The sequence below is a fragment of the Euhalothece natronophila Z-M001 genome (assembly GCF_007904085.1).
Lineage (GTDB): Bacteria > Cyanobacteriota > Cyanobacteriia > Cyanobacteriales > Rubidibacteraceae > Halothece > Halothece natronophila.
The window spans coordinates 2,586,724-2,604,954 of sequence record NZ_CP042326.1 but is presented as its reverse complement, the minus strand read 5'-3'; the positions used below and the strand labels follow the sequence as shown (position 1 = coordinate 2,604,954).

The 18,231-nt window shown below is 41.2% G+C and carries 26 protein-coding genes; 6 read left to right on the top strand and 20 right to left on the bottom strand.

Translation table 11 applies throughout. From position 1 onward, the window contains the following. Positions 1-139: 139 nt before the first annotated feature. The 16 genes from FRE64_RS12800 to FRE64_RS12730 form a co-directional block, all read right to left on the bottom strand. On the bottom strand, positions 140-712 hold the full coding sequence (locus FRE64_RS12800) for a hypothetical protein (RefSeq protein ID WP_146296587.1): 573 nt from the start codon (positions 710-712) through the stop codon (positions 140-142). 68 nt (positions 713-780) lie between these two features. Then, positions 781-1,509 (bottom strand): ISAzo13-like element transposase-related protein, encoded by a 729-nt coding sequence (locus FRE64_RS12795; protein ID WP_186708758.1) that lies wholly within the window; start codon positions 1,507-1,509, stop codon positions 781-783. A gap of 11 nt (positions 1,510-1,520) precedes the next feature. Beyond that, positions 1,521-1,982, bottom strand: coding sequence for a hypothetical protein (locus tag FRE64_RS12790; protein WP_146294359.1), 462 nt, complete (start codon positions 1,980-1,982; stop codon positions 1,521-1,523). A 601-nt stretch (positions 1,983-2,583) separates the two neighbouring features. Continuing rightward, positions 2,584-3,024, bottom strand: a complete 441-nt coding sequence (locus FRE64_RS12785; RefSeq protein WP_146297360.1) for a type IV pilin protein — start codon at positions 3,022-3,024, stop codon at positions 2,584-2,586. A 147-nt stretch (positions 3,025-3,171) separates the two neighbouring features. Further along, positions 3,172-3,660: a prepilin-type N-terminal cleavage/methylation domain-containing protein gene (locus FRE64_RS12780; protein ID WP_146296586.1), complete on the bottom strand. Its 489-nt coding sequence runs from the start codon at positions 3,658-3,660 to the stop codon at positions 3,172-3,174. Positions 3,661-3,714: 54 nt separating this feature from the next. Continuing rightward, on the bottom strand, positions 3,715-4,443 hold the full coding sequence (locus tag FRE64_RS12775) for an ISAzo13-like element transposase-related protein (protein WP_186708758.1): 729 nt from the start codon (positions 4,441-4,443) through the stop codon (positions 3,715-3,717). A gap of 11 nt (positions 4,444-4,454) precedes the next feature. After that, positions 4,455-4,916 carry a hypothetical protein gene (locus tag FRE64_RS12770; RefSeq protein ID WP_146294359.1) on the bottom strand — a complete coding sequence of 154 codons (462 nt, stop codon included), beginning with the start codon at positions 4,914-4,916 and terminating at the stop codon, positions 4,455-4,457. A gap of 320 nt (positions 4,917-5,236) precedes the next feature. Further along, positions 5,237-5,440 (bottom strand): hypothetical protein, encoded by a 204-nt coding sequence (locus tag FRE64_RS12765; protein WP_246140315.1) that lies wholly within the window; start codon positions 5,438-5,440, stop codon positions 5,237-5,239. Then, the gene (locus FRE64_RS17940; RefSeq protein WP_146296585.1) at positions 5,427-5,912 is read right to left on the bottom strand and encodes a PIN domain-containing protein; all 486 of its coding nucleotides are present in this window, start codon (positions 5,910-5,912) and stop codon (positions 5,427-5,429) included. Before FRE64_RS17940 ends, FRE64_RS12765 begins: the two co-directional genes overlap by 14 nt. A 243-nt stretch (positions 5,913-6,155) precedes the next feature. Continuing rightward, positions 6,156-6,587: a type II toxin-antitoxin system VapC family toxin gene (locus FRE64_RS12755; RefSeq protein WP_146296584.1), complete on the bottom strand. Its 432-nt coding sequence runs from the start codon at positions 6,585-6,587 to the stop codon at positions 6,156-6,158. Continuing rightward, a complete protein-coding gene (locus FRE64_RS12750) occupies positions 6,568-6,825 on the bottom strand; it encodes a FitA-like ribbon-helix-helix domain-containing protein (protein ID WP_146296583.1) in 258 nt (85 codons plus the stop codon). The genes FRE64_RS12755 and FRE64_RS12750 overlap by 20 nt, the downstream gene beginning before the upstream one ends. 323 nt (positions 6,826-7,148) lie before the next feature. Further along, the gene (locus FRE64_RS17540; RefSeq protein WP_186708822.1) at positions 7,149-7,295 is read right to left on the bottom strand and encodes a hypothetical protein; all 147 of its coding nucleotides are present in this window, start codon (positions 7,293-7,295) and stop codon (positions 7,149-7,151) included. A 1-nt stretch (position 7,296) separates the two neighbouring features. Next, positions 7,297-7,569 carry a PIN domain-containing protein gene (locus tag FRE64_RS17765; RefSeq protein ID WP_246140314.1) on the bottom strand — a complete coding sequence of 91 codons (273 nt, stop codon included), beginning with the start codon at positions 7,567-7,569 and terminating at the stop codon, positions 7,297-7,299. Next, a complete protein-coding gene (locus FRE64_RS17760) occupies positions 7,541-7,732 on the bottom strand; it encodes a hypothetical protein (protein WP_222597825.1) in 192 nt (63 codons plus the stop codon). The genes FRE64_RS17765 and FRE64_RS17760 overlap by 29 nt, the downstream gene beginning before the upstream one ends. Positions 7,733-7,792: 60 nt before the next feature. Further along, on the bottom strand, positions 7,793-8,299 hold the full coding sequence (locus FRE64_RS17935) for an HNH endonuclease (protein WP_246140313.1): 507 nt from the start codon (positions 8,297-8,299) through the stop codon (positions 7,793-7,795). A 770-nt stretch (positions 8,300-9,069) separates the two neighbouring features. Next, the gene (locus tag FRE64_RS12730; protein WP_146296582.1) at positions 9,070-9,633 is read right to left on the bottom strand and encodes an Rpn family recombination-promoting nuclease/putative transposase; all 564 of its coding nucleotides are present in this window, start codon (positions 9,631-9,633) and stop codon (positions 9,070-9,072) included. Positions 9,634-9,883: 250 nt separating this feature from the next. Between FRE64_RS12730 and FRE64_RS12725 the strand changes: the two genes are divergently transcribed. The 5 genes from FRE64_RS12725 to FRE64_RS12715 all read left to right on the top strand — a co-directional run bounded on the left by FRE64_RS12725 (position 9,884) and on the right by FRE64_RS12715 (position 11,130). Beyond that, complete coding sequence (locus FRE64_RS12725; RefSeq protein WP_146296581.1) at positions 9,884-10,102, top strand: hypothetical protein; 219 nt, start codon at positions 9,884-9,886, stop codon at positions 10,100-10,102. Next, positions 10,089-10,436 carry a type II toxin-antitoxin system PemK/MazF family toxin gene (locus tag FRE64_RS12720; RefSeq protein ID WP_146296580.1) on the top strand — a complete coding sequence of 116 codons (348 nt, stop codon included), beginning with the start codon at positions 10,089-10,091 and terminating at the stop codon, positions 10,434-10,436. Before FRE64_RS12725 ends, FRE64_RS12720 begins: the two co-directional genes overlap by 14 nt. Before the next feature lie 45 nt (positions 10,437-10,481). Then, a complete protein-coding gene (locus FRE64_RS18115) occupies positions 10,482-10,610 on the top strand; it encodes a hypothetical protein (protein WP_281286875.1) in 129 nt (42 codons plus the stop codon). Positions 10,611-10,731: 121 nt separating this feature from the next. Beyond that, complete coding sequence (locus FRE64_RS17535) at positions 10,732-10,908, top strand: hypothetical protein (RefSeq protein ID WP_186708820.1); 177 nt, start codon at positions 10,732-10,734, stop codon at positions 10,906-10,908. Between the two features lie 6 nt (positions 10,909-10,914). Continuing rightward, positions 10,915-11,130, top strand: a complete 216-nt coding sequence (locus FRE64_RS12715; protein ID WP_146296579.1) for a DUF2283 domain-containing protein — start codon at positions 10,915-10,917, stop codon at positions 11,128-11,130. A gap of 252 nt (positions 11,131-11,382) precedes the next feature. On the opposite strand, the gene FRE64_RS12705 is transcribed toward FRE64_RS12715, so the two are convergent. From FRE64_RS12705 to FRE64_RS12690, 4 genes are all read right to left on the bottom strand, one after another. Continuing rightward, complete coding sequence (locus FRE64_RS12705) at positions 11,383-12,522, bottom strand: IS4 family transposase (RefSeq protein ID WP_146294195.1); 1,140 nt, start codon at positions 12,520-12,522, stop codon at positions 11,383-11,385. A gap of 278 nt (positions 12,523-12,800) precedes the next feature. Continuing rightward, complete coding sequence (locus FRE64_RS12700; protein ID WP_146296578.1) at positions 12,801-15,260, bottom strand: O-antigen ligase family protein; 2,460 nt, start codon at positions 15,258-15,260, stop codon at positions 12,801-12,803. 5 nt (positions 15,261-15,265) lie between these two features. Then, complete coding sequence (locus tag FRE64_RS12695) at positions 15,266-16,714, bottom strand: sugar transferase (protein ID WP_146296577.1); 1,449 nt, start codon at positions 16,712-16,714, stop codon at positions 15,266-15,268. Between the two features lie 82 nt (positions 16,715-16,796). Beyond that, positions 16,797-17,546, bottom strand: a complete 750-nt coding sequence (locus tag FRE64_RS12690) for a WecB/TagA/CpsF family glycosyltransferase (protein WP_146296576.1) — start codon at positions 17,544-17,546, stop codon at positions 16,797-16,799. A 224-nt stretch (positions 17,547-17,770) separates the two neighbouring features. Here FRE64_RS12690 and FRE64_RS12685 point away from each other — a divergent pair, with 224 nt between their 5' ends. Next, on the top strand, positions 17,771-18,202 hold the full coding sequence (locus tag FRE64_RS12685; RefSeq protein WP_146296575.1) for a DUF29 family protein: 432 nt from the start codon (positions 17,771-17,773) through the stop codon (positions 18,200-18,202). Positions 18,203-18,231 lie beyond the last annotated feature (29 nt).

The following is an 18,231-nucleotide window of genomic DNA, read 5'->3' as shown; positions in this document are numbered from 1 at the left end:
AAATTTTTAGTTGGGATTCCCCCTTTAATTCCCCCCTTACTAAGGGGGGTTAGGGGGGAAGCCTTCGGCACGGCTTTCAGCCTACGCAAGTTAAACTACTTTTTACTAATGAGATCATATTGCTATATTACTAATTATTTTAATCTTCTTCAGGAAACTCAATTTGCACTCTTCCTTGCTCATCCACTATCACATCACCTCCTAACTCTTGGATATTTTCAATTGCAATTTCTTGTACTTCTTGATCAGGGGTATGTCTTAACACCATCCCCCAAGAGCCGATTTTTGGAATGGGACTGGTTGGGTTTTCTTCTATAAATTCAGCAGTTCGGCGGAGACTATTTGCATTTCTTTCAGTATCAGGATTCTTGCTAGCCCATTCCGCAGCCATTTTGTAGGATTTAGATGCAGCTTGAGCATCTCCAAGGAATAAGAGTTCATCGTGGGCTTTATGAACCCATACCACATAAGCTAAGGGAGCTTCTGGAGACATTTCTTCTAGGGCACGCTCTAACCAGTGTATAGTTTCTTGGGGACGACCTGCATAAATTGAGCTAACGGGGGCAATAAAACGATAGGCTTGTATAAATTGGGGGTCTTGTTTGGCAATTACTTCTAGATATTTTGGTAATAAGGAGTATCCTGTTTCACGTCGTGCTGGCTTATCTCCAAAGTATTGTAGAGAGCGTAAATAAGCCCAGTTAGCAACCATATTATCAAACCCAAAAGTCGGAGCGTTAGCAAGAGTGTTTAGGGACTTGCAAGAAAAAAGAATACCCATCAGAACGAACCAACAGTAACTGACCATTTGGGCAGAGATTCTGAAGGATACCAATCAACCCGATAGTCTGCTAAAGACTCAGGGTCAACTTTGACACCAGTTTGATAAAGCTTAGTGACATGGTGAACCACAGGCTGAGAACCTTTCCAACTCATCTTACTTGCCCATCTCAGAGCCGTGTCAATAGAGTCCAGAATCGCTCCGTTCCAGAATTGTTCAAGGGCAGCCCAACAACGCTCAATGGGATTGTATTTACTATGATAGGGAGGATAGTAAATTAAGCGAATCTGGAGCTGGTAATGACGAGAAAATTCTACAATCCTTTTGATGAACTGAGTGCGATTGGAACGGGTAGCACTGCCGCCATCCAAGTTAATGGCTAAGGTGTTAACCTCGGGAAAGTTTCCTTGATTGCTTTTCCACCAGTGCTCTAGACAATCAACAATGAAATCTGAGGTTTCAGGGGACTCACTCATGTAAAGAGCTAAGTTGTCTGTACGGAGGTTAAGAATCCCAAAGGGAAGTAGAGTCGTGTGCCATTGAGTATCATGGTCATCGGCTTGAGGGGGAGCTTGGCGACGGTCTTTCCCACCCCGTGAGAGGTTTCCTAGTTTGACTTTGGCTTTCGAGTCAATTGAGATGCGTAAGACGGTTGGGTCATCATCGGCCGCTTGATTAGCTGTTGCCACTTGTTCAAAAATAGCATCAGTTTCAGGGATTTTCTTCAATGGCTTGGTTTTTAAGGTTTTTTTAAACGGTAGCCGAGGCGATTTAACATTGCTCCAATTGTTTGTCGGGTTGGTAATTGTTCATCGCTGTATCCTTTTTCCCTAATCAGAGCATTTCTCACCGCTTGAGCACTCATGCGGCTATACTGAAATGTGGTTTGGAATTTTGGGTCGGCTTGAGATTGTTCCTCTACTAGGTCGCGAATCTCCTTTCCTAAATTGGGCAAGTTTTCTTCGCTTTTTTTCCGACCCCGCTCCTGATACTTGTCCTGATAGGAGATTCCCCTTTCCAGATGGTCAAGACCTCTTTGAACACACACTCTCCCCCAACCCATTTGCCTTTCTGTCCGACGGGCTGAACCTTGAAAGTAGTCAAGGCACACCTGAGCGACAAACACTCGTTTTTTCTCTCCTGTTAATTTTCTCGCTGCATCTTTAAGAGTTCTTTTGAACTGTTCGTTTAACTCTTGCATCCTCTTTTTACCAATATCATCTCTTCTAGTTTCCTGGGTAATTCATTTTTTCGCAAGTCCCTTAATTGCGTTCTTTCCCAGTCTTCTTGTTGAGAATAGCTGAGGGTGGTTTGATCCGTTTCTCCATTTCTTAATAAGTTAAGTTGTAAGAAAATAACCCCTAAAAAAGAAAACGTAGCGATGGTTATTGTGACTGTGCTATTAATAACTTGTTTAGACAGACTCACCATATTAGTTAAAACATTTTACAAATAATTTTTGGTTTATTCTGTATTAATTATAGCAATACGGCAATACGATATCCTTTGTAAAAGGGAACTGAACTTGCGTAGGCTGAAAGCCGTGCCGAAGGCTTCCCCTTAGTAATACCATTTTCAAAAAGTTAGGTTACAGTAGATCCCCCCTTCGCCCCCCTTTACTAAGGGGGGTTGGGGGGATCGTATATTAGCAATAATTTATCAAAATGTTATAAAAAAAACTGCGAAATTGCTTTCTTTTCCTAAAGTCTAGAACGAAGCGTAAACTAAGCTGGAAAGGGCTTTTGTCTCCCCATCTCGCCACCTGACTGTAATTTGAGGAAAATGAAACGACCCTGTTATTTTTAAGGGCAGTTTCCATTACCAAATGTACTATTTTCTTGAATTTCTGTACTCGTAAAAGTAGCAATTCCACATAGATGAGGTTGAGAAGCTGTATCATTGCTTTCTACCTCGACAATTGCTTGATCATTTGTTACTTCCATAGTTTCAGCAAAAGAATAACCGTCAGGATCAGGAAGGGTTTCAAAATCTTCTAATTGAGAATAGTCTTCTGTGAAAGTGCCATTAACGAGACGGTAAGCTTGTTGGGAACGATTAACTTTACCGATGAGACTTCGCGCTGCTGACTCTCTTGCTCTACCAGCTTGGGACAGATAAATCGGCCAAGCTAGTGCGGAGATAATGCTCATCATAATAATAACAACTAAAAGCTCAATTATGGTAAGCCCTTTATTTTGCTGAGAATGACTGATGCCAGTTAGATACAGTAATTTGAATTTCATGGCGATTAGTTCTCTTAGCTTCTATCTTGATCTTGCTATATATCTCAATCCTAGAGTTAAAATGAAATCATATTACTTAAAAAGCAGGGTGCGAAAAAGCCCTGCTTCTACATATTTCCTAAGCAATTAGCTAATTTTTAATTAGTTTCAACTATCCTCAGTAGGTAGTGAATTAGGGGGATTACCAGTGTCGCCGGCATCATCAGTATCGCCACAAGTGAAAATAGCTGTAGTTGTAGTAGTAGCAACACCACAGACGCTACGCTGATCAGCTACACTGGCGCTTACTGCGATAACCCCTCCGGCATCCGTATCACCAGTTATACCAAACCCTTCATAGCCTTCAGCTTCTGGGGGGTTATCACTATCATAACCTAGTTCTAAATCACTAAACGCCCCTGCAAATGTTGTGTTTTCAACCCGATAGGCTTGTTGAGCACGGTTAACTGCACCAATGATAGATTCAGCGCCAGCTCGTCTGGCTCGTCCAGCTTGGTCTAAGAAGGTGGGGAGAGCAACTGCAGAAAGAACACCAATAATAATGATGACAACTAGGAGTTCAATGAGGGTAAAACCTTTCTGGCGATTTTTCTGGTTAAGAAGTTGCAGAAGTTTTGTTTGTAAGTTCGTTTTCATAGCAAATTTCCTCTTGATGAGCGTTAAGGGACTTGCAAGAAAAAAGAATACCCATCAGAACGAACCAACAGTAACTGACCATTTGGGCAGAGATTCTGAAGGATACCAATCAACCCGATAGTCTGCTAAAGACTCAGGGTCAACTTTGACACCAGTTTGATAAAGCTTAGTGACATGGTGAACCACAGGCTGAGAACCTTTCCAACTCATCTTACTTGCCCATCTCAGAGCCGTGTCAATAGAGTCCAGAATCGCTCCGTTCCAGAATTGTTCAAGGGCAGCCCAACAACGCTCAATGGGATTGTATTTACTATGATAGGGAGGATAGTAAATTAAGCGAATCTGGAGCTGGTAATGACGAGAAAATTCTACAATCCTTTTGATGAACTGAGTGCGATTGGAACGGGTAGCACTGCCGCCATCCAAGTTAATGGCTAAGGTGTTAACCTCGGGAAAGTTTCCTTGATTGCTTTTCCACCAGTGCTCTAGACAATCAACAATGAAATCTGAGGTTTCAGGGGACTCACTCATGTAAAGAGCTAAGTTGTCTGTACGGAGGTTAAGAATCCCAAAGGGAAGTAGAGTCGTGTGCCATTGAGTATCATGGTCATCGGCTTGAGGGGGAGCTTGGCGACGGTCTTTCCCACCCCGTGAGAGGTTTCCTAGTTTGACTTTGGCTTTCGAGTCAATTGAGATGCGTAAGACGGTTGGGTCATCATCGGCCGCTTGATTAGCTGTTGCCACTTGTTCAAAAATAGCATCAGTTTCAGGGATTTTCTTCAATGGCTTGGTTTTTAAGGTTTTTTTAAACGGTAGCCGAGGCGATTTAACATTGCTCCAATTGTTTGTCGGGTTGGTAATTGTTCATCGCTGTATCCTTTTTCCCTAATCAGAGCATTTCTCACCGCTTGAGCACTCATGCGGCTATACTGAAATGTGGTTTGGAATTTTGGGTCGGCTTGAGATTGTTCCTCTACTAGGTCGCGAATCTCCTTTCCTAAATTGGGCAAGTTTTCTTCGCTTTTTTTCCGACCCCGCTCCTGATACTTGTCCTGATAGGAGATTCCCCTTTCCAGATGGTCAAGACCTCTTTGAACACACACTCTCCCCCAACCCATTTGCCTTTCTGTCCGACGGGCTGAACCTTGAAAGTAGTCAAGGCACACCTGAGCGACAAACACTCGTTTTTTCTCTCCTGTTAATTTTCTCGCTGCATCTTTAAGAGTTCTTTTGAACTGTTCGTTTAACTCTTGCATCCTCTTTTTACCAATATCATCTCTTCTAGTTTCCTGGGTAATTCATTTTTTCGCAAGTCCCTAATGTCTTGTTTCGAGGGATGTTATTTATCTCGTTAGTGGTAACTTACCCAGATTGATCAAGAAAGTGATCACCCTTGGGAAAATTTTTTGCGCTATTGGGATGAAGGGGGAGGCGCGATGGGTTAGATCCCCCCTAACCCCCCTTTTTTTGAAGGGGGGGATCAGACTTGCTGTTTTGGGATAGGGGGAAAGCGCGATCGGGTTTTGGGATAGGGGGAAAGCGCGATCGGGTTTTTGAGGTAAGGGGGGAAGCGCAATTATTTTGGCTCATTGGAAACTTGTTCCATTTCCTCCCAAACTTCCATTAAAGACTTATTATCCAACCATTGGCGGCGTTCTTTTGTATAATCCCCTTGACCAGAACGAAAATGCTGAAGGAAACGTATCGCATCAGTTGCACCTAGAGACCCTATTAAAGCACTATAACCTTCTCGAAGGATTTCTTCTTTAGTTTTCATCATTATTATTTTGCTCCTTTTGCATAACTTGACTTAACCATTGTGTAGGGTTGTCAACTGCAACCTGTATCTTTTGAGTGTATCTTCTTGCTTTCTTAATTAATCGATCATCCGTGCTTAAAAATATATCAGCTTTACTGCTTTCTGCACTAGCCAAATGAAACGCATCATAGGCTGTGAATCCCATTTCTTGAAATTGGAAAGCTCTCTGATAAATTTGATTATCATGAGTTACTTGGATTGTAGCAATTTCCAAAATTTTTTGAATTGCTTTTAACTTCTCTAAATCACGAATTTGATTCAATTCAGCATTGAGAGCTGTACTATTAATGAGCTGCCATTTTCCCAGTTGACATTCTTGTAGAATTATCATTACTGCTTCTGCTTCTAGATAAATTCGAGTTTGTCTGAAATCATCAAAAGGGCGGTTCAAACAGCAGGCATCTAAGTAAATTTTATAATTCGGAAATGGCATCTTTAAAAGAAAGAGTCACTTCAAAAAGAATTTCTGATTTAATTTTGGGGTTAGAGGTGGACATAATTCAATTTTTCTCAATTTATTGTGTAAATTTTACCAAATTAGTGATTCTTAAAGCGCGATTAGACTACCGCCTATGCTACGCAAACGGGTTTAGGGTGAGGGAGGGAGGCGCGATCGGGGTTTTGAGATGAGGGAGGAGGCGCGATCGGGTTTTGGGTGAGGGAAGCGCGATCAAGATTAAATTTCACTGGAAGATTCCCACGGATTGATCAATTCTAAACCACAGTTTTGAAAATCAGAAACATTACGAGTTGCCAAAGTTGCTGTTTTAAGCAGCGCAATGGAAGCAATCATAGCATCCATTACTTCAATTGGTTTTCCTTTTTGTTGTCGATTAACGATAATATCGGCATAAACCTCTGCCGCCTTTTCATCAAAAGGAAAAATACGATTACTAAATCCTTGAGCGATAAACATCTGAAATCGCCATTGAAGGGAATCACGGCGACGACCTTCTGGTAAACGTTTTAAACCATAAGAAATTTCAGCTATACTAACCGCAGTAATTGCTAACTCTTCCACAGGAAATCCTCTTAACCAAGACATTACCTGAAAATTTGGCTGAGGACGCATCATCTCAGAAATAACATTAGTGTCTAAAATAATCACAGTCTAATTCTGCTTCTGTTTGAGGAAACACTGACGGATGTGTCTCCAATTCAACACCATCGTTTCCAAACCAATACCTTGCTAAGTCAGCAAGATTATCAACCTGATCTCTCGCCATAAGCATCTCTTCTAAAATTACTTTTACTTCTTCCTCAATCGAACGACCATGATGAGATGCTATAATTTGAAGTCGCTTCTCTAAATCAGGGTCAAGATTACTCAGGCTTAAATTAGACATTAGTTTGGTCTTTAATTAATCTTCATTCTTTTCATATTATATCGGTAATCAACCGATGGGCAAAGATGGTACTGAATAAGTAGTAATCACTGTTTGAGTAAGGGTCTCGCGCATCCTACGACCACAATATCCGATTTGGTCGGTAGTTAGCGAGACCAGTAGTGTGCTATAATTAGAGTATCTGTACGACTTCCACTTTGATTGGCTAGTACGACAGTTTGACTGGGGAGAGAAATCATCTCCAGTGGATCTATGGCAAAAGTCCCTAGATTCAACCGAGAATGGCGGTTTTGGTCTGGTTAAAGGATCAAAAGAAGCTACGACTACAATCTTTGATTTAGTCGATAGTACCATTCACTATAGTCACCACTTCCTCCACCAACATCTTGTAGAAACCGAATGGCATTGACTGCACCTAAGCGATCAATGAGGGCTTGATATCCTTGTTGTCTAAGTTCAGTTGGTATCATTTTAAGTTTCTCCTTTTTGCTGAAACACTTTCATTAACCAAGTTACTGGATTATCCACAACGACATTTAAACGGCTCTTATAGCTAATGGCTCTTTTAAGCAAACGGTCGTCAGTAGTTAGTAAGAAATCCGCTTCAGCTACTTCTGCACAAGCGATGTGAAAAGAATCGTATAACCCAAAACCTAATTTTTCTAACTCTTGGGAACGTTCAAGTTGACTTGAATTGTACTCAATTCTAAAAGCCTCAAAACTTTTTCCGTTTATCCATATCATTGAGTTTTTCTAATTCTACTTCTACGGCTTCACTAGTAACCAATTGCCACTGTTGAAGACGAAACCGATCAATGATCGTTAAGATAACCTCTCCTTCTAGCCTGATTCGCTCTTGTTGCCAATTATCAAAAGGGCGGTTTAGACAACAAACATCTAAATACAATCTATACCCCAATTTTTTACCCGTTTTGTGGTCACTTAAATTATTTTAACTGAGTTATTGCTAGTTTGTTTGATCGCTCTTTTTTACCATCTCTAGAGGTAAATCCAACCACTGCGCGATCGTATTTAAATCAACACCAGAGTCTAGCATTCTTGATACTGCCTCTAGTTTTCCTTCCTGTTTCCCTTCTAGTTTTCCTTCCTGTTTCCCTTCCGTAAATACTTCTTGATAAAATCTTGTTTGTTTTAAATCATCAACCCCTAACATGGCAGCAATCTCCTTCCGACTCATCTGTGGAAACTTAATCGGGTAAGGTTCGAGAGTCGCCTCTCTCCCCTCCCCTAAGAACGGTACGTGACTGTTTCCAATCATACCGCTGAGGCTCTTACTTCCAGCCTTTGTCTTGGTTTTCGTACTGTGTACCTGTTTATGGCACGCTTTGTGCAAGTGGACTAGATTCTCAACGTCGTCTGAGCCACCTTCCTTCACAGGTACTATGTGGTGGGTTTCGATTTCTTCTCCGTTATAGAGGCTATCACCACAGATAGGACATTTATGCTTTTGCATCTTGGCTACTTGCTCGTATTTAGAACCTTTTGACCTTACGCCAGTTGATCTGACCCCAATCTGTAATCTGTCCCCTTAGTCCATTTGTCAAACTTGGATTTGACATCTAACTTCTTCTTGGGTTCGTTACCCTTGTAAACTTCTCTTTCGTATAAGACCCAAGGCAAGTCGGCTATTGCTTTCGCTCAGAGGTAATGTTTCAACCTCTATCCAACCCATTACAGATTGGCATTCGCGTCTTGAGTGCGTCTTACATTCTGGGGAAACCCCAGAATTACGCACTCGCTTTTTGCCTCATCTTTTACCCTCCTAGGAATTGTGGATTTGTTACCTCCTCCCTACTCCAAGAACCGACCTTCTTGAAGACCTAGTAGGGCTTACCCTGTTGTATCGGCTAAACATACGAATTGGTTAGGATGGCTGACTTTTCTGCGGAAGGGGTTTGTTTCCACGTCTATACGAGGATTAAACGTACAGACCCCCTTCTTACCTTTTGGTCACAGCCTGTCAGGGATAATTTGGCTGTTTGTTCTATAACGCAGTTTAATCATCAGCTTAGACTATGTTCATCCTTCCAATTCTCCTTCTAGCACGGAAACCAGTTAATCCCTGCCAGCAACCGTTGCGTTAGGGGCGTGCATTCCACTCCGTTCATTACTTACTAAGAGCGTCGCCACTCTCCAAATGAGGAGAGCTTTCCACGAAGGACAGGGGTGGAAAACCCTGTGGTGTAAAGGTTACACCGTTTTAACCGACCAGTTCAGGTCGCACTAAACCATAATACTCTCGATTAGGTCTATGATATCATTTCTAAGTTTGGTCTCCTCTACCTCTCTAGAAACTGACTCTAATAGGCTTTGCGCTTGTTGTGAAACTTCCGTTTCTTTTGAAGTAATTAATTTCACTAAGCGCACCCCCAAAGGACTATTTTTCCCTTCCTCTAATTCATCAAGATAAATTCGCCTCACTTGCTCTAAATTTAACAACGGCTGGAAATGAGGCTCACTATTTCTTTCTACACTGCGAGTCGGATCAATCACTACCACTCGCCAAGGATGCACAGGCTGATATTGTTTGATATATAGAAAAAGTTCAGAAAAAATGCGAGAATAAAGTTGCTCATCAGGTTGAAACTGCACTTCTACCACATAAAATGGGTCTTTTTTGTTGCCACTGCTAGGAAAAAAGATACCGTCAATGCGAAACGCTAATTGCTTAACTTCTACCGAGGTAAACTGATAATTGCAAGCAGCTTGAGATGAGTCAGAAAGAAGTTCAAAAAATAATTGTGGCCGTATCTGGAAGAGGTGGTAAAAAAGGCTGTCTGTCTTCAACTTCTTGGATTTAGTAGCAGTTAATTATCGTTTTAGGTTATCACACCTTTAGTCATAATGAAGTTAATTGCTACTTGGAATGAGAAGGAGGCGCGATTAGGGTTTGGGATGAGAGAAAGTAGCGCGATGTAGCGAAGCTACTTGCCTACGGCAATCGCTGTTTTGGGGATGAAGGGGGAAGCGCGATTAGTCTTTTGTTAAAGTAGATAGCAAAGCACATCATCAAGTTGAAACAATTAAGCAATGACTAATGAACACCCAACTTATTGAATCTCTTATTCAAGCTATTCGTTCACTGTCTCAAGAGGAACAAGCAATGCTAGAAGAAAAGCTTTTTTTTGAAGATACTTACCCTTCAACCAATGATTTAATTGCATTAAGTCTTTATAGTAATAGTTTAGACTTTCTAGCAGAAGAACCCGACATATATACCTCTGAGGACGGAGAACCTATCAATGCAACTGAGTAAAGGTGATATTGTGCTTGTCCCTTTTCCTTTTTCTGACTTTACTCAAACTAAACTCCGACCTGCAGTAATTTTATGGGTTGATTTTAAAGGACAGGACGTAACGCTTTGCTTTATTTCCTCTCAATCTCTTTCCGAAACCAGTGACGATGAATTTGTTATCAATTCAAACGATCCAGAATTTTCTCTAACAGGACTCAAACTCACCTCAAAAGTTAAAGTTTCAAAAATTATAACCCTTGAACGGAAATTATTAAGGCGACGCTTAGGAAAATTAGGCGAACAACAACTCAATCTTCTTAACCAAACTTTAGTCAAAGTATTTGATTTAAAGTAGGGTCTCCAAGAAGATGATCACTTCATAAGAATCGCTGTTTTTGGGATGAGGGAGGAAGTAGCGCGATGTAGCGAAGCTACTTGCCTACGGCAATCGCTGTTTTGGGATGAAGGGGGAAGCGCGATCGGGGGTTGGGGATGGGGAAGAAAGCGCGATCGAGTGTTTTTGGGATGAGAGGGGAAGGCGCGATTAGGCTACCGCCTATGCTTCGCAAACGGGTGTTTGGGTGAGGGAGAGAGGCAAATCAGATTAAATAATGTGATAAATTTAAAGTAGCGATAAAAAATCCATTCAAGTGAAAACGACTCCTTATTTTGAAGAGCAAGTTTTGCTAAAAAAAAAAATACAAGAGAATGGAAGAATCCGCTACTGGCAATATATACCTGAGTTAGACAAATACTTGCGAGTAGTTACTTTAGATGACGGAGAAACCATTAATAACGCTTTCCCCGACCGCAATTTTAAGGAGTAAATGAGTATGCAATTTAATTATTACCCTGACACAGATTCTCTTTATATTAATTTATCAAATCGTCCTAGTGCCAATTCCCAAGAAGCCTCCCAAAATATTGTTTTAGACTTTGATGAAGATGGAAACTTAGTCGGGATCGACATCGATCACGCTAGTCAAGTTGTTGATTTAAACCGTCTAGAAACTCAGTCTCTGCCCATAGGTTTTATTGCCTCAGCTTAAATTAATTGTAACTGAAGAATGTTAGCGCAAGAGTTTTGATTGCTGTTTTAAGCAGCGCAATGGAAGCAATCATAGCATCCATTACTTCAATTGGTTTTCCTTTTTGTTGTCGATTAACGATAATATCGGCATAAACCTCTGCCTTTTCATATTATATCGAAATCAATCCATGGGAAAACATCGCATCAAGATAAGGAACAATCGCTGTTTTGGAAGATATGGGGAGGGAAGCCTCAAGGGGTGACGACTGGCTTAAGCCCCTTGCTGTATAAGTTCCATAGCTCTTAACCCTTTCTGATAAAAGGGAAACTTATTGCGATTAAGACTCATCAATTCTTCTACCCAATCTTTGACAAAAATCTGAGTGATGATCCAAGTTTGACCATATAAGCCGATTAAGAAATTACTATTTTTCGTCATTTTTTGCTTCACTGTTCTCAGACGACCAAGATATTCTTGTTGACCTTTGAACCGAATGGATTGCCCCTTTAAACTGGAGACCGTGTACGCGATCGCGCACAACAAAACCAAATTACTTAGTCTTTTGACTGAAGCCTTAGAGCCTTCTAAATTATAACCTCCGATCTTACAATCCTTAAACATGGCTTCGATTCCCATACGCTTTTGATAAGCTTTGATTGCCGAGTCGAGATCGGGAAGATTAGTCAGAAGATACCAAGGCTCTTTTTCGACACTTCCTCGGTATTTCTTTTTCCATTTAACGGCAACAGAAAATTGACCGAATCCGTTTTTACCCACTTTTATATTAGGAAAGAAATGAGAGTCTCCTGGTTGAAAGTCGAAGCAACTAAGAGATTGACAATCTTTTCCTTTGACTTGAATGTTTCGGTCTTTTTTCTGACGCAGAACAAAGCCCACTTTCTCTCTCCGTAACCATTTAGCCAGCTCGATGCTATGAAATTCACGGTCTCCTAAAATGATTAATCGATAACCTCTCAGAAGTTTCAAAATCGGTTTGAGTAAAGCTTTTTGTTCTTTTAAATTACTGGCTCCTTTCTTTGATAAAAATTGCCAATAAATGGGAAGAGCTCGTTTCTGATGAATGAAGGCGACAACAAACAAGTTTTTATCTTGCCACTGCGTTCTGTCTAAAGCTAAGTAAAGAGGTTGATTACTTGGGTGAATGAGTTTAATAATTTCTTTAATGATTGGAAACCAAATTAGGGCCATGGACAGGGAAGGAAGCACTAGAAATCTTTGAAGACGACGGCGACGACTTTCATACTTAATCGGTAAAGGATAGTACGCAGCTAGTTTTTCGATTTTCACATTTTTATGAACTTGTAACAGCCATACCCAGATTTCTAGGCTTAATAATTGGGCACGAGTGAGTCGATTAGCAAGGTGATTGCGATATAATTTTGGTAGCATTTTTTAAGTTCATTTTGGTTTCTGCGATCGCACAGTTAGCGTGATCGCGCAGCCTGATCTGTTTATTATAAAAGGCTATCTACGTCAGCGCTTGAGGCGATTACAACACGATTGTCACCCCGTGAGGAGGGAAGCACGATGTAGCAAAGCTACTTTCCTACGGCAATCGGGGTTTTTGGGATGAGAGGGAAAGCGCGTTTGCGAAGCATAGGCGGAGCCTAATCGGATTTGGTATAAGGGGGGAGGCGCGATCGCGCATCAATCAGTAGGCAAACAAGTCAGAAACGTTTTTGATTTAACTTTGAATCTAATTCGGGAAAATAGGAGGAACTGGGAAACAAGGAAGAAAACCAAACATTGATCGGAATGTTCTCATAAACGCGATAGTAGTCTGAGGGAACGGCTCCCCCCATTTGTCGCAGATTAACCGAAAATCCTGATCTTTGGTGACGATATTGCCAAGTAGGGGCATTGTCTTTCAGCCATTGTACAAAATTTTCTGAGGTTGCCATTGTGTTAATTAAGTTTTCTAAGTGTTGTTGTTGGGGAAATTCTTCCCTAGCAATGACAAAGGCTTCTTGTAAGAGTTGTGGACGTTGATCCTGATTTAACCAAGCTGAAAGCAGTTGCTTTATCTCTGGTGAGGAAGCCTCATCTTGTACGGCAGCGATGTCTTTTCCGAGGCTAATCTCTAAAACCAGTTGGCTTAAAGCATTACCATATTCCCTTAAATCTTCCTTGGCTACGTCAAAATCTCCTTGCCACCACAATAAAATGCCACGAGTGCGATGACAATAATTGGAGAGGGAATTGTTGTCTAAGAATTCATCACACTGCGCGATCGCGCTTTCTAACACGTCAGGATACACTGACTGTAAATCAGACAATTCCCAAACTGGGCTAGTGATGAAAATGGGATGCCGTAACACTTCTAAAGTTAAAGCCCTAATCGCCGCCTCGCGTTGATCTTGCCGTAATAAACTATACCCTAATCCATAAAACACCCCTTTTTTAGCAGGGAGTAATTCTGCTGCTTGGGTAAAAGACTCACTGGCAGCGGTAACATCTCCCGAATAAAACTGTAACCAACCTAGATTACTATAACCAAATTCGCGATCGCGCCCTACTTCTAATCCTCGCTCAAACCAAGTGATCCCTTCTTGCAATAATTCCTCTTGCTGGGAACGTAATCCCAAATCTCCTAAATTCCAACCCAATTGATAAGCATAATAAGGATTCCAAGGAGTTAATTCATAGGCTTGAGTCAGTTTTTCTTGAAATATATCTACTTCTTCCTCCGCTAAAGCCATAAATCCTTCTGTGGAAACTTGCCAAGCACGATGAATCGGAATCAACCAGACAACAACTGCCATTAAAAAAGCAAATCCCCCCCATGCCAAACCTTTAGCCATTCGTAACGAAATAAAGGCTTGCTGGCGGAAAATCGTTGCTAGGATCGCGAAATAAATGACCAATATTCCACTAATCCCCATATTATCTAACTGATAATCCGTTACACTAACGGCAAAATAACCGCCAACAGCACACAGCATTCCTACAGCAAGAATAAAGTCTTTCCTTGCTAATTCCTGAGTCAAAACTCGCCAGCAGAGAATTCCCCAAACGAAAATTGCCCCCACTTGGATCATAATTCCCCAAAGCCCTAACTCAGCCCAAAGTTGGGCAGGGGTACTGTGCAACTGATAAATCATTTCTGCTTCTGTGCCAGCCCAAGGGGGAAGATACTCCTGATACAAAAAGGGAACATTTCCTAACCCAACGCCTGTTAACCAATGAGCAATTCCCATTTCCCAACCTGTTGTCATGGTAATGACGCGATAAGAAAGTTGCCCCCCTCCTTCTCCAGTGAAAATTCCAATAAAAAAACCGCGTAGGCGATTATTGGTCAAAATGAGCAACAAAAATAATCCCATCATGGTCGCAGCACTTAGCAATAACCACAATTTGGGCAGAGAACTACGGATGAACCCTACTGCTAAAGCCACTAAACCAACCACAAATAAGCCCAACCAACCTGCGCGAGAACTCGTGGTATATAGATCAACTAATCCTACGGCAAAACTGCCGAACCATAGCCACCGTCGCCAACCTGATTCAACGATTGCCAAACTCATCAATAGGGGCAAAGTTAACACCAAATATCCTGCGACATAATTTTGATGTCCGAAAGGGGCCCAATTCCGTAACTCTAATACCGAAAAATCAAATCCTCCCTCTACCCCATAATCACTTAACGCAGCAAGGCGATCTAATTCGGGTAATAAGGTTTGAAAACTCCAGAGAGAAAGACTGACCAGAATGAATGCAACAGCGAGACCCCCCTGAAACACTAATAAGCGATACCATCGTTGTGGCAAGGCTAACCAATCATTCAGGGCATATAAAGCTGCTATAAATCCAAAAGCTGCCCAACTGTACCATCGGGCTTGATTAGGAAGTTCAGCCCCTAACGTGCTAATAATTAAAGCAATGACGACTAACCCGACCCAAAAATCAATTTTGTTTCCCAACTGTGGAAATTGTTTGGTATTGAAGAGTATGGCAAGTAACCATAAAATGGGACAAATTAGGGCGACTTGCCAAATTAAAACCCAGGGCCAAGCCACCATTAGGCTATGGCTATCGGGAAGGAGCGTAAAAAGGGTGTAAAAAGCAGCAGTCAGTAACGCCAACAGTTGACCGGCTGAACGCTGGGAAGAGGATTCTAATTCTGTCATGGCATTTAATAAGCCCCTTTCGCAAATAAGACAATTCTAAAGGTTTCGACTAAAATTTCTAAATCTAAGTTGATTGACCAATTATCAATGTAGTACAGATCAAGACGGGCAATATCATTAAATTCTTCGAGATCAGATCGCCCTGAAATTTGCCATAATCCTGTAATGCCAGGAACAACATTATGACGGGTGTGATGCCAAGAGTTAAATTTTTTCACATCTCTTAAGGGAAGAGGACGCGGTCCCACTAAACTCATTTCTCCGCTTAAAACATTGAACAGTTGGGGTAATTCATCAATGCTGGTGCGACGTAAAAATTTCCCAATGGGAATAATACGAGGATCGTCTTGAACTTTAAATAAAACCCCGTCGGTTTGGTTTTGCTGTTCTAATTGGGGTTGTAAGGCTTCCGCGTTGGGAACCATGGTGCGGAATTTCCACATATAGAAAGTTTTGCCATGAAGTCCCACTCGTTTCTGGCGAAAAAAGGGATTTCCAGGTGAAGAGAGGTAAATCGCGATCGCGCAACTGATGAATAGGGGAGACAACATGATCAGTCCCAATGAAGCACCAATTATGTCGAGATAGCGTTTTAAACGATATTCCCAGCCTCCCATAGTGGGCGGTTCTACCCTGAGAGTCGGAATCCCTGCAAAAATTTCAGGAACACCACGGCGATAAAGGGTTTCACGACTGGAGGGAATTAAACGTAAGGCAATCCCCCGACGACGTAGCTTCCAATATAACCTTGAGGCTAACTCGCTTTCAGGTAAATCAGCCACTAAAACTTCTTTTGGGTTTGTTTTAATAATGGCTTTGAAGGTTTCAGGTTTGTTAATGCTGCTGGTATCAGCAACTCCTATAATTTGATAGGGAGAGCGTTGGGGAATGCTTTGTGAGAGGCGGTTTCTGGCTTGGGAATCAGCAATGAGAAAAATTGGCGTGGGTGAGGTGGTGGCTTGACATTGTTTGAGGATTAAAGTTGTGATCAGCCGTAATCCGACAAGGAGAAAAACACTGCTAAACCAGGCTGTTACAAACAGCGATCGCGGTGGATTGAGTTGGGGATCATAAAAATAGCTTAAAACTAAAGTTCCCAAGTAAATTAAGGTGGTAATTTGTCCCACTTTCCAGTAATTTTTCCACTCTGTCGAGGAACTATATAAGCCTGCTTGGGTAAAGCATAAAATAGTAACGGCGAAAAAAAGCCAAAATGGACTCGGTATTCCTAACCATGTCCACCAGACTAATTGTGATGGTATCGGAGAGTAAAATTGATTGAAGTAACGGGCAAACTGCCACGCGATCGCGATCGCCAATAAGTCACTGATTAATAAAGCCAATATCCGCGACCATGACCATTCTAGAAGTTTAGAAAGTTTGAGCTTTTCTGGAGCGCGAATATCAGTTGTTTTTCCCCAACGACGGTTTTGATTACTCACAATCTCATCCATACCTTATATCCGAAGGAGTATCTATTCTCCTCACCAAAGAGCCTAGATTTATTGTTCCCACAATGATGATATGAAGTAACAATTAATTTGATTTTTTCTCCAAGAAAACTTGTCGGGCAAGTAAAACTAAAAAGGTAGGATTATTAATAAAGTAGCGTTTCCATAATCGTTGCGGTTCTTGAGTCAACCGATAAAGCCATTCTAATCCTAACTTCATCATCCAACGCGGTGCTTGAGACACTTCCCCACTGTGAAAACTAAACGCTGCTCCTACTCCTATCATCACTGCCTTTAATTTCCCTTGTTGTCTTGCCATCCATTGTTCTTGTTTTGGGCAACCTAAACTAACAAAAACAATTTTTGCACCAGAAGCCTGAATGCGCTGTCTATCTTCTGTTTCTTCAGCCTCTGTTAAGCGGCGAAAGGGTGGAGCATGGCTTCCTGCTATGATTAAATTAGGAAACTTTTGTTGCAGTTGATGCTGGAGTTGTTCTAAAGTAGATTGAGTGCTTCCGTAAAGATAAATGGGAATCTGCTTGTAGGTAGCGCGATCGCAGCAAGCTAACATTAAATCAGGACCATAAACCCGAGTTTGCTCTTTCACCCCCAACCAACGCATTGCCCAAACAAGGGGCATTCCATCAGGGGTAACTAAGGCAGCTTGATTAATAATGGTTTGATAACTAGGTTGCCAAAATCCTGTCATCACCACATGAACATTAGCTGCGATAATATAACAAGACGTTTGATTGTTTACCCAAGTTTCAATCCAATCACAAGCATTTTTATAGCTAGTAATACTCACAAGAGTTTTAATAATTTTTTGTTTCAATTTTCCCTACCCCTGCGCCTTACACAGAACGCTATTTCGCCTTGCACTGGTTTCGCTACTGATAGGAGGCATAACAATTAATTTTAGTCAACTTATCTCAGGTTAGCAAAGTCTTCTAAAATAGTAAGACAAAATTAAATTCAAATTTAAGTAAGGACTTGACCCTTCCTCTAATTGAATTAAAAGTGTAAATAAGAAGAGATAAAAAAACGAGTCAACTAAAGATGGAAGAATTATTAACTTTACGACAATATATTCAAGAACAAAACTATAATAAAGCTCTAGAATTAATTGCAGAAATGGAGGAGATGTCTAAAGAAGATAAACTCAATAAAATTTATAGCTATGCCGTTATTCTCCTCCTTCATCTGATTAAACAAGCAGCAGAAGAAAGAAGCACTCGTTCTTGGGACTTTTCCATTTATAATGCAAGCAAAGAAATTCGGCGAGTGAATAAACGTCGCCAATCTGGAGGTTACTATGCCAATGATACCGAATTAAAAGAAACTTTAGCCGATGCCTTTGATACCGCTATCAAAAAAGCAGCCTTAGAAGCATTTGAAGGGCAGTGTACAGAAGCTGAAATTGCTGATAAAATTGACTCTCAGAAAGTTTTAGCAACGGCTCTAGAGTATATTAAAACAGAGCAGAATTAAATTTTAGGTTTAGAAATTGCCACTTTTTT

Excerpts from the sequence above, each read along its gene's own strand:
- FRE64_RS12800 (WP_146296587.1), bottom strand. The coding sequence starts at position 712 with ATGGTTGCTAACTGGGCTTATTTACGCTCTCTACAATACTTTGGAGAT.
- FRE64_RS12790 (WP_146294359.1), bottom strand. The coding sequence starts at position 1,982 with ATGCAAGAGTTAAACGAACAGTTCAAAAGAACTCTTAAAGATGCAGCG.
- FRE64_RS12785 (WP_146297360.1), bottom strand. The coding sequence starts at position 3,024 with ATGAAATTCAAATTACTGTATCTAACTGGCATCAGTCATTCTCAGCAA.
- FRE64_RS12780 (WP_146296586.1), bottom strand. The coding sequence starts at position 3,660 with ATGAAAACGAACTTACAAACAAAACTTCTGCAACTTCTTAACCAGAAA.
- FRE64_RS12770 (WP_146294359.1), bottom strand. The coding sequence starts at position 4,916 with ATGCAAGAGTTAAACGAACAGTTCAAAAGAACTCTTAAAGATGCAGCG.
- FRE64_RS12765 (WP_246140315.1), bottom strand. The coding sequence starts at position 5,440 with ATGATGAAAACTAAAGAAGAAATCCTTCGAGAAGGTTATAGTGCTTTA.
- FRE64_RS17940 (WP_146296585.1), bottom strand. The coding sequence starts at position 5,912 with ATGCCATTTCCGAATTATAAAATTTACTTAGATGCCTGCTGTTTGAAC.
- FRE64_RS12750 (WP_146296583.1), bottom strand. The coding sequence starts at position 6,825 with ATGTCTAATTTAAGCCTGAGTAATCTTGACCCTGATTTAGAGAAGCGA.
- FRE64_RS17540 (WP_186708822.1), bottom strand. The coding sequence starts at position 7,295 with ATGATACCAACTGAACTTAGACAACAAGGATATCAAGCCCTCATTGAT.
- FRE64_RS17765 (WP_246140314.1), bottom strand. The coding sequence starts at position 7,569 with ATGATATGGATAAACGGAAAAAGTTTTGAGGCTTTTAGAATTGAGTAC.
- FRE64_RS17935 (WP_246140313.1), bottom strand. The coding sequence starts at position 8,299 with ATGCAAAAGCATAAATGTCCTATCTGTGGTGATAGCCTCTATAACGGA.
- FRE64_RS12725 (WP_146296581.1), top strand. The coding sequence starts at position 9,884 with ATGAACACCCAACTTATTGAATCTCTTATTCAAGCTATTCGTTCACTG.
- FRE64_RS12720 (WP_146296580.1), top strand. The coding sequence starts at position 10,089 with ATGCAACTGAGTAAAGGTGATATTGTGCTTGTCCCTTTTCCTTTTTCT.
- FRE64_RS18115 (WP_281286875.1), top strand. The coding sequence starts at position 10,482 with ATGAGGGAGGAAGTAGCGCGATGTAGCGAAGCTACTTGCCTACGGCAA.
- FRE64_RS12715 (WP_146296579.1), top strand. The coding sequence starts at position 10,915 with ATGCAATTTAATTATTACCCTGACACAGATTCTCTTTATATTAATTTA.
- FRE64_RS12705 (WP_146294195.1), bottom strand. The coding sequence starts at position 12,522 with ATGCTACCAAAATTATATCGCAATCACCTTGCTAATCGACTCACTCGT.
- FRE64_RS12700 (WP_146296578.1), bottom strand. The coding sequence starts at position 15,260 with ATGACAGAATTAGAATCCTCTTCCCAGCGTTCAGCCGGTCAACTGTTG.
- FRE64_RS12695 (WP_146296577.1), bottom strand. The coding sequence starts at position 16,714 with ATGGATGAGATTGTGAGTAATCAAAACCGTCGTTGGGGAAAAACAACT.
- FRE64_RS12685 (WP_146296575.1), top strand. The coding sequence starts at position 17,771 with ATGGAAGAATTATTAACTTTACGACAATATATTCAAGAACAAAACTAT.